The organism is Ensifer sp. MJa1 (genome assembly GCF_037026475.1).
Taxonomy (GTDB): domain Bacteria; phylum Pseudomonadota; class Alphaproteobacteria; order Rhizobiales; family Rhizobiaceae; genus Ensifer.
In genome coordinates this window covers 61,351-69,350 of sequence record NZ_JAKUMO010000028.1, presented here as the reverse complement: position 1 = coordinate 69,350, position 8,000 = coordinate 61,351, and the positions used below count along the sequence as shown (strand labels likewise).

Sequence of the window (8,000 nt, the reverse complement as noted above, 5' to 3'; positions counted from 1 at the left end):
CCGTTGGCGGCGTTTTTGGCCAGCGCGTCGCGGACGTTCTGGTCATCCCAGGAGTTCATCGAGGTGCGCTCGAGGATATCGTTTTGCGGGAAGACGGCCAGCAGTTCGGGATAGGTGTGGCCGGAGAAGGAGCCGGTCTCGACGGTGGTGATCGTCGTCGGGATGTTGAAGACCTTGGCGGCCTTGGCGAGACCGACGACGTTGTTCTTCAGCACCTGGCGGTCGATCGACTGGACGCCGAAGGCCATTTGCGGCTGCTGGTCGATGAAGATCAACTGGCTGTTGGCGGGGGTCAGGACTTCGAGTTTAGACATCGCTCTCTCCTCAGTTGGGTTTGGAACCGCGGTGCGGTGTGGACGTGGACATCGGGGAGCCATCCTGGCCCGCTTTGTTTGCTCCGATGAACAAACACTAACGCAGCCGATTCCATTGCAGAATGGCAATAATATTATCGACTCAATTGCGATAATTGAAATAATTGAAATGCGCTCGCGGCAACTCGTGCCGCAGTGTCCGCCGGTGCCAAGGACAATTATAACGCCTGCGGAAGGCCGCTCCCACCTTCTTGCGAAAGTTCGCGCTGCACGAGCTCTACTTGAGCTTCTCCAGCCAATCTGCGCCAATCCGATAGCGCCTGAGGACTTCGGCCGGATCCTCCGCATCAAGCCGCGAGCAGATGCGATAGACCTCGAGCGTTTCGGCGTCCATCAGGCCACGCTGGTAGAAGAACATGGCGGCCGCATACCGGGCGCGGCCGGACCATTCGGCACCGGCCGGTAACCTGATCATCTCCCAGTGTCGCTTCGTCTCGTCGTCCATGCCGTTTGCCTCAGAAACGGCCCGGCGGGTTGGCCGAGCGGCGGTCGAGCTTGACGAAGGGCCGGGCGACGACACGCGCGCGCTTCATCAGCTTCTGGTATTGCAGTTCGCGCAGCGCATAGATCTCGACCCAGAGGTCATCGACAACGCGGCTACCGAAGGGGCGGGAAAGGCTGGCGATGGCGATGTTGCGCTTGGCGAGTGGCGACCAGATGGCAGCTGTCACCAGGCCGACCTCCTTCTTGCCTCGGTGATAGACGATCGCGCCCTCGGCCGGGATGTTGCCCTCGATCTCGAGGCCGACGAGAACATGTTTCAGAGTGTTCTTCTCGCGCGCCCGGAAAATCGCGTCGCGGCCGTTGAAGAATGGCTTTTCCTTATCCACCAACCAGTCGAGGCCGATCTCATCCGGCATACGTTCGCGATCCGCGCGAAGGGCCGCTTCGGCGGTGATGAAATCGGCATTGGCGACGATGAAGCCCGCTTCCACGCGTGCGCGGTTCAGCGCGTCGTAGCCGATTGCCTTCAGGCCAAAGCCGGCACCGGCTGCCCACAGCCGATCCCAGAGGCTGAGTGCCTGCTTGGCGTCGACAAAGAGTTCGTAGCCGAGGTCGCCGGTAAAGCCGGTGCGGGAGATCGTCACGCTGGCATCGAGGTGCGGGAAGGTGGCTAGCTGGAACGGCTTCAGGGCTTCGACGTCGGCAAAGCCCGCGGCCTCGAGCACAGCGAAGGACGTGGGCCCCTGCAGCGCGACCGCTGCGATCTCGCTCGTCTCTTCGGCAATCTCGACGGAAAAGCCGGCTGCACTGTCGAGCAGCCAGGGCAGATGCCGTTCCTGGCAGCAGAGGCGAAAGTCGTCTGTCGCAAGGCGAAACAGCGTCCCGTCGTCCAGCACATGACCGTGGTCATCGCACCAGGCCGTATAGTGCACGCGGTCGACGCCGAGCTTGGCGACGTTGCGCAGTGTCAGACGGTTCAGATAGCGCTCGGCATCCGCGCCGCGGATGCGGTATTTCACCATCGGCGAGATGTCGAACAGTGCTGCGGTGGAGCGGATCGCGAAATATTCGAGCTCCGTGTCGAAGATTGAATGCGGCGCCTTGTAGCCGGCCCAACTGTACCAGTCGTTGGTTTCGCTGAGCACGGCGAGGCGCTCATGGAACGGTGTTTCGAGCCGGGGCGTCAGGATATGGCCTTGGGCCGCGCGGCGAAGGGCGGTCAGATGCATCATCATGCGCGTTTCTCCGAAAGAACCTGGCGGGCGGCGAGCAGGCCGGGCAGGCCGGAAATGCCCCCGCCCGGATGCGAGCCGGCACTGGCGAGATAGAGTCCCTTAAGTGGCGTCGTATAGCCCGAGGCGGCATTGATGGGACGGTTGACGAGCAACTGGTCGGCCTGAAGCTCGCCGTGATGCCAGTGTCCGCCCGGCAGGTTGTAGCGTTCTTCGATATCGACGGGCGTCAGCAAGCTCGTCCCCAGAATGCTGCCGCTAATGCCAGGGGCGTAGGCTTCCAGAGTATCGAGCACGATTTTCTGAAAGGCCGGCTTGCCTTTGTCCCAGCCGTCGGCAAGCGCATAGGGCGCAAACTCGACAAGCGCCGACAGGGTGCAGCCGCCGGAAGGCGCCAGCGACGGATCGGCAAGGCTTGGAAGCGTGATCTCCATCACCGGATCCTTGGAGAACTGACCGTACTTCGCCGGATTGAAGGCCTCTTCGACATGGTCGACCGATCGGGCGATCACCAGCCGGCCGCTGAGATCGGCGGCGGCAACACCGGGGAACTCCGGGACGCGGTCGAGTGCGAGATCGAGCTTGGCGACGTTGCCCTTCGAGCGGATGTTGCCGATGGCGCGGCGGAAGCCGGTGCCGATCTCGGCCGGATCCGCAAGGTCCAGGAAGGTCGCCTTGGGATGGATTGCTGAAACGATGGCGCCCGCCTCAAGCGTTTCGCCCGAGGAAAGCACGATGCCGGTTGCGCGTCCGCGGTCGGCGATGATGCGTGCCACCCGCGCACCGGTCCTGATCGTGACGCCGGCTTGCATCGCCGCGGCCTCGAAGGCGGCAGCCGCCGAGCGTCCGCCGCTGTTGGCAACCACCTGGGCGCCGGTCACGCCCTGCATTTCGCCGGTCAGCCGGTAATAGAGGCCAAGCAAGGAGGTCGGCGACCGGGGTCCGAGGTGGATGCCGAGCGTCGCGTCGAAGGCAAGCAGCGCCTTCAGCCGGTCGTCGGTCAGATACTCCTCAACGGTATCGGCGACGTTCATCAGCAGCATGCGCAGGAAGTCGCGGCTTTCCTCCCGCCCCTTGCGCAAGAGCCCGAGGCCGGCGCTGGCGAGCGTCGCAAAATCGGCAAGCGCCAGCTCGCCGATTTCCGGCGGACGCCGCCTGAGGAAACGCTTCAGGATGGCGGCCTGGAACACCAGCTTGCCCCGCAGGTCCTGGAAGCGTTTCGCCTCCTCTTGCGACACCCCATCGATCGCCTCGCCATAGCCGCCGCGCAGCACCGCGTGTTGCCCGGTCGGCGACAGCACCACGGTCGGTGCGGCTTCGCTTTGCTTGTTCTGAAGTGAAAGGGTTGCCGCCACTTCCGGATCGAGCCGGTTGACGATGTGGGCAAGGCCGGGGCTGGCGTAGCCGGGATGGAAAGAATAGCCGCGCGCCGCACCGCCGAGCGTGTCGCTGGCTTCCACGAGCAGGACCTTGCGGCCGGAACGGGCGAGGAAAGTGGCGGCGGTCAGGCCATTGTGGCCGCCGCCGATGACGATGGCATCAAATGACGTCATGGGCCGGGCTCATCTTGTTTGAGGGAGAGTGGCGGAGGTCACGCAGGATCTCGGCGGCGGCATTGCGGCCGGGCGCCCCCATGACACCACCGCCCGGGTGGGTGGACGAGCCGCAGATGTAAAGCCCGCGCACGGGGCTGCGATACTGCGCGTAGCCGGGGACCGGCCGGTTGAAGAGCAACTGGTCGAAGGTGAGTTCGCCCTGGAAGATGTTGCCTTCCGTGAGCCCCACCTCCTGTTCGATCTCGCGCGGCGTGCGCACTTCCATGTGCAGGATGCGCTCGCGGAAACCCGGCGAATAGTCGCTGATCTGCTTGATCACGGTTTCGGCGAAGGCGTCGCGGTCAGCGTCGGTCCAGTCGTTGCCTCCTACCTTCGGCGGACAGTACTGAACGAAGCAGGAGACGAAGTGTTTGCCAGGTGGTGCCATCGTCGGATCGAGCGTCGTCGGGATCATCATGTCGACGAAGGGGTCGGCCGACCAACGCCCGGCCTTCCAGTCGTCATAGGCGCGCTCCATGCGCTCGACGCTGTCGGTAAAGTGCAGGTCGCCGCGAATGCAGGAGGAGCCAGCCGGCAGGGCCGGGAATTCCGGCAGGCTGTCGAGCGCGATGTTCACCTTGCCTGAGGAGCCGCGCATCTTGAAGTGGCGGACGCGGTGGACGAAGCGTTCCGGCAGGGCATCCTCGTCGACGAGCTTCAGGAAGGTGCGTTTGACGTCGGCATTGGAGACGACAAGATTGCCGAGCACCTCCTCACCGTCGGCAAGCACGGCGCCATGGGCGCGGCCATTGCGCGTCAGCACCTTGGCAACATCGGTGCCGGTGCGGATCGTGCCGCCAGACGCCTGAAACGACGAGGCAAGCGCCTTGGTGACGGCACCCATGCCGCCGCGGGCATAACCCCAGGCGCCGACCGAACCATCGACTTCGCCCATATAGTGGTGCAGCAGCACATAAGCGGTGCCCGGCGACATCGGCCCCAGCGCGGTGCCGATGATGCCCGAAAGCGCCAGATAGGCCTTGATCACGTCGGTCTCGAAGTACTCGTCGAGAAAGTCGGCGATCGACATGGTCCAGAAGCGCAAGGTTGCCGCCATCTCGGACGGTGAGAAATCTCCGAACTTCTTGGCAAGATAGATGAGCTCGGAAATGTCGCGCGGCTTGAAGCTGAACGGATCGGGCGCGGTGCGCATCAACAGTGGCTGGATAAACCGGCACTGGCGGGTGACGTCGCGGGCGTAGCGCTCATAGGCTTCTGCATCGCGCTTGGAATAGCGGGCGAACTCGCGGCGATGGGAATCGTGGTCGCGGTAGGAGGCAAGATAGTCGCCGTCGCGGGTAAAGACGGCACCGCCCTCGTAGGAGATCACCTGCAGCCCGTGTTTCGGCAGTTCGAGATCGCGTATGATCTCGGGCCGGAAGAGCGAACAGACATAGGAACAGTTCGAATAAAGAAAGCCCGGCGTCAGCTCGCGGCTGGTGGCTGCGCCTCCCACCCAATCATTCTTTTCAAGGACGACGACATTCAGTCCGGCGCGCTGCAAATAGCAGGCCGCGACCAGGCCGTTATGCCCTCCTCCAATCATCACCACGTCGTATTTTTTCATGTGGCTCCCCTTGTCGTTGATCAAAAAATGACACGGAAAGCAGAATGTTGTCCATATATTTTGAATGAGCGTTCAGCAAATATGTTGCAATCCTCTGATAATGCGATAGGATTTTTAGCAAGGGTTGATATGGTCAGGAGGTCTGATGTCGTCGATCGAGCAGGAAACGGAACATGCCGTCGAATATGACGACACGGCCATTCGTTTCCTTCAGGTGCTGTGGGGGGAGGGCTATCTCTCGCCCGGCGGGCCTGAGGAGGTCGATCGCGTGCTCGCCGGCGTCGAGATCGGCGGCAAACGGGTCCTTGATCTCGGCTGCGGCGCCGGCGGCGTGACGCTGCATATCGCCCGAACCTATCGGCCGGCGGCGATCACCGGCTTCGACGTCGAGGCGCCGGTGATCGCGCATGCAAGGGAGGCTGCCGAACGCGCCGGTTTTGCCGGAGTGTCCTTCATTCAGGCGCCACCCGGCCCGCTGCCTTTCGTCGACGGCAGTTTCGACATTGTCTTTTCCAAGGACGCGCTCGTTCATGCGCCCGACAAGCGGTCCGTGTTTCGCGAGATCTTCCGCGTCCTTTCACCAGGCGGCACCTTTGCGGCCTCCGACTGGTTGATCGCCCATGACGACGAGCCCTCGGACGACATGAAGGCCTATCTCGCCGCCGAGGGCCTGAGCTTCGGCATGGCGTCCGCCGGCACCTATCTCGCAGCCATGAGGCATGCGGGTTTCGTGGAAACGCGTGCCGAAAGCCGCAACGAATGGTACCGCGACGTGGCGCGCCAGGAGCTTTCCCGCCTGGAGGGAGCGTTGCATTCGGCTGCGGTCGCAGCGGTTGGCGAGGCCTATGTCGCCAAGAATATCCGGACCTGGACGGCCATGCAGAAGGTGCTTGACAGTGGTGAGCATTGTCCCACTCATCTGCGGGGCATCAAGCCGATGCGGCGCGGAGCATGACATGCACCTGCGCCTGAAGAAGAACGATACGGCGGTACGGATGAAACTCACCCCTGAAGTGCAGGAAGTGGCAGAGACGGAGAAGCGCGGGCGCAAGGCGTCGAAGGAGACGCGGCGGCAGCAGCTGATCGAGGCGACGATCGATTCGCTCGCAAAGCGTGGCTATTCGGAAACGACGCTGGCCGATGTGGCCGATGGCGCCGGCCTGTCGCGCGGCATCGTCAACTTCCATTTCGAGAGCAAGGAAAAGCTGCTGATCGCCACGCTGCAATTCATGGCGGACGAGTATGCCGCCAATTGGGGCGCGGCGCTGGAAAAGGCGGGCGACAAGGCGGCAGCGCAGCTCTGGGCGCTCGTTGCCTGCGATTTTGATCGCAAGATCTGCACCAAGCGCAAGCTTGCGGCCTGGTGTGCCTTCTGGGGCGAGGCGAAATCGCGCCCGACCTATCAGGCGCTCTGCGGCGCGCGCGACGTCAGATACCAGGATATCTTCCTGGCTCTTTGCCAGACACTCAAGGACGAGGGCGACTACGCCTATGAGCCCGAGGGCATGACGCTGGCGCTTTGCGCATCAATGGAAGGGCTGTGGCTGCGGCTGATGATGGGCGACGGCCTGACGCGCGACAAGGCGCATGCGGCAGCTGTCGAGTATCTGCTCGTCGCCTTCCCCAAGCATTTCACCCGGGAAGGGCCGAAATAGGGAACAACAACGCCGGAACGGCCGGAAAGAGGAGGTTGGCATGACATTGGTGAACGCGTGCAGGCAAATCTTGGGAGGCGCCTTCATCGCCTCGCTTGTCTCAACCACCGCCCTGCCGGCGCTTGCCGCCGAAAACCTCACCATATTCGATTGGTCCGGTTACGAGGACCCGGCCTTCCATCCCTCCTATGCCGCCAAGCATGGCGACGAGCCGGACTTCAGTTTCTTTGGCGATGAAGAAGAAGCGTTCCAGAAACTGCGCTCCGGCTTCAAGGCCGATCTCGCCCATCCCTGTTCGCAGAGCGTGGCGAAATGGCGTGAAGCAGGGCTGATCGAGCCACTCGACACGTCGAAGCTCACCTACTGGAACGACATCGACCCCGGCATCGCCGCGATGAAGGGGCTGATGACGACGCCGGATGGAAAGGCCTGGATGCTGCCCTTCGAATGGGGCAACACAGTGCTGACCTATCGCACCGACACGGTGAAGGAGGATGAAGTCAAGTCGCTCAAGGCCTTTGCCGATCCGAAGTTTAGGGATCGGGTATCGATCGGTGACAATGTCGATGATGCCTATGCGCTCGCAAGCCTTGCGATTGGCGTCAAGGACTGGACGACGATGACCGACGAGCAGTTCAAGCAGGCGTCCGAATTCCTGCGCGAGGTGCACAAGAATGTCCGCCTCTATTGGACCGACAACACCGATTTGAGCCAGGCGATTGCCAGCGGCGAGGTCGATCTCGCCTGGGCCTGGAACGAGACGGCGACGACCTTGCAGGCCGATGGTGTTCCGGCCGCGATCAAGAAGGATACGACCGAGGGGCTTTCCACCTGGGTCTGCGGTTACGTCCGGCTGAAGGGCGCTGCGGCGCCCGTAGACGTACAATACGATTTCCTGAACTCGATCACCGACCCGGCGATAACGCCCTACATGGTCGAATCCTGGGGTTATGGTCACGCGAACGCCCGCGGCATGGCGCAGGTCGATTCGAAGATCCTTGCCGACAAGGGTTATGCCGACGTCTCGAAATTCCTCGCCAACACGCTGTTCCAGTCGCCGATGCCGACTGAGCTGCGCCAGCGCATGATCGCCGAGTTCGAGAAGATCAAATCGGGTTATTGAGAGAGAAAAC

The 8,000-nt window shown here is 62.6% G+C and carries 7 protein-coding genes and 1 pseudogene; 3 read left to right on the top strand and 5 right to left on the bottom strand.

Annotated elements, in window-relative coordinates:
- The 5 genes and pseudogenes from MKZ91_RS27545 to MKZ91_RS27525 form a co-directional block, all read right to left on the bottom strand.
- A pseudogene (locus MKZ91_RS27545) lies at positions 1-314 on the bottom strand (hydrolase); the annotation flags it as partial.
- A 277-nt stretch (positions 315-591) separates the two neighbouring features.
- Positions 592-819 carry a hypothetical protein gene (locus MKZ91_RS27540; RefSeq protein WP_336174221.1) on the bottom strand — a complete coding sequence of 76 codons (228 nt, stop codon included), beginning with the start codon at positions 817-819 and terminating at the stop codon, positions 592-594.
- 10 nt (positions 820-829) lie between these two features.
- Positions 830-2,053, bottom strand: coding sequence for an aminomethyltransferase family protein (locus tag MKZ91_RS27535; protein ID WP_442892357.1), 1,224 nt, complete (start codon positions 2,051-2,053; stop codon positions 830-832).
- Positions 2,050-3,603, bottom strand: a complete 1,554-nt coding sequence (locus MKZ91_RS27530) for a phytoene desaturase family protein (RefSeq protein ID WP_336174220.1) — start codon at positions 3,601-3,603, stop codon at positions 2,050-2,052. The genes MKZ91_RS27535 and MKZ91_RS27530 overlap by 4 nt, the downstream gene beginning before the upstream one ends.
- A complete protein-coding gene (locus MKZ91_RS27525; RefSeq protein WP_336174219.1) occupies positions 3,590-5,212 on the bottom strand; it encodes a phytoene desaturase family protein in 1,623 nt (540 codons plus the stop codon). The genes MKZ91_RS27530 and MKZ91_RS27525 overlap by 14 nt, the downstream gene beginning before the upstream one ends.
- Positions 5,213-5,357: 145 nt before the next feature.
- Between MKZ91_RS27525 and MKZ91_RS27520 the strand changes: the two genes are divergently transcribed.
- Genes MKZ91_RS27520 through MKZ91_RS27510 form a run of 3 tightly spaced genes read left to right on the top strand, consistent with a single transcriptional unit; the run spans position 5,358 to position 7,990 of the window.
- Entirely contained in the window at positions 5,358-6,167 is an 810-nt protein-coding gene (locus MKZ91_RS27520; RefSeq protein ID WP_336174218.1) for a class I SAM-dependent methyltransferase, read from the top strand.
- Between the two features lie 40 nt (positions 6,168-6,207).
- Positions 6,208-6,867, top strand: a complete 660-nt coding sequence (locus MKZ91_RS27515) for a TetR/AcrR family transcriptional regulator (protein WP_336174224.1) — start codon at positions 6,208-6,210, stop codon at positions 6,865-6,867.
- Positions 6,868-6,907: 40 nt separating this feature from the next.
- On the top strand, positions 6,908-7,990 hold the full coding sequence (locus MKZ91_RS27510) for an extracellular solute-binding protein (protein ID WP_336174217.1): 1,083 nt from the start codon (positions 6,908-6,910) through the stop codon (positions 7,988-7,990).
- Positions 7,991-8,000 lie beyond the last annotated feature (10 nt).

Bases quoted from the DNA above. Each gene is read 5' to 3' on its own strand.
- MKZ91_RS27540 (WP_336174221.1), bottom strand. From the start codon at position 819: ATGGACGACGAGACGAAGCGACACTGGGAGATGATCAGGTTACCGGCC.
- MKZ91_RS27535 (WP_442892357.1), bottom strand. From the start codon at position 2,053: ATGATGATGCATCTGACCGCCCTTCGCCGCGCGGCCCAAGGCCATATC.
- MKZ91_RS27530 (WP_336174220.1), bottom strand. From the start codon at position 3,603: ATGACGTCATTTGATGCCATCGTCATCGGCGGCGGCCACAATGGCCTG.
- MKZ91_RS27525 (WP_336174219.1), bottom strand. From the start codon at position 5,212: ATGAAAAAATACGACGTGGTGATGATTGGAGGAGGGCATAACGGCCTG.
- MKZ91_RS27520 (WP_336174218.1), top strand. From the start codon at position 5,358: ATGTCGTCGATCGAGCAGGAAACGGAACATGCCGTCGAATATGACGAC.
- MKZ91_RS27515 (WP_336174224.1), top strand. From the start codon at position 6,208: ATGAAACTCACCCCTGAAGTGCAGGAAGTGGCAGAGACGGAGAAGCGC.
- MKZ91_RS27510 (WP_336174217.1), top strand. From the start codon at position 6,908: ATGACATTGGTGAACGCGTGCAGGCAAATCTTGGGAGGCGCCTTCATC.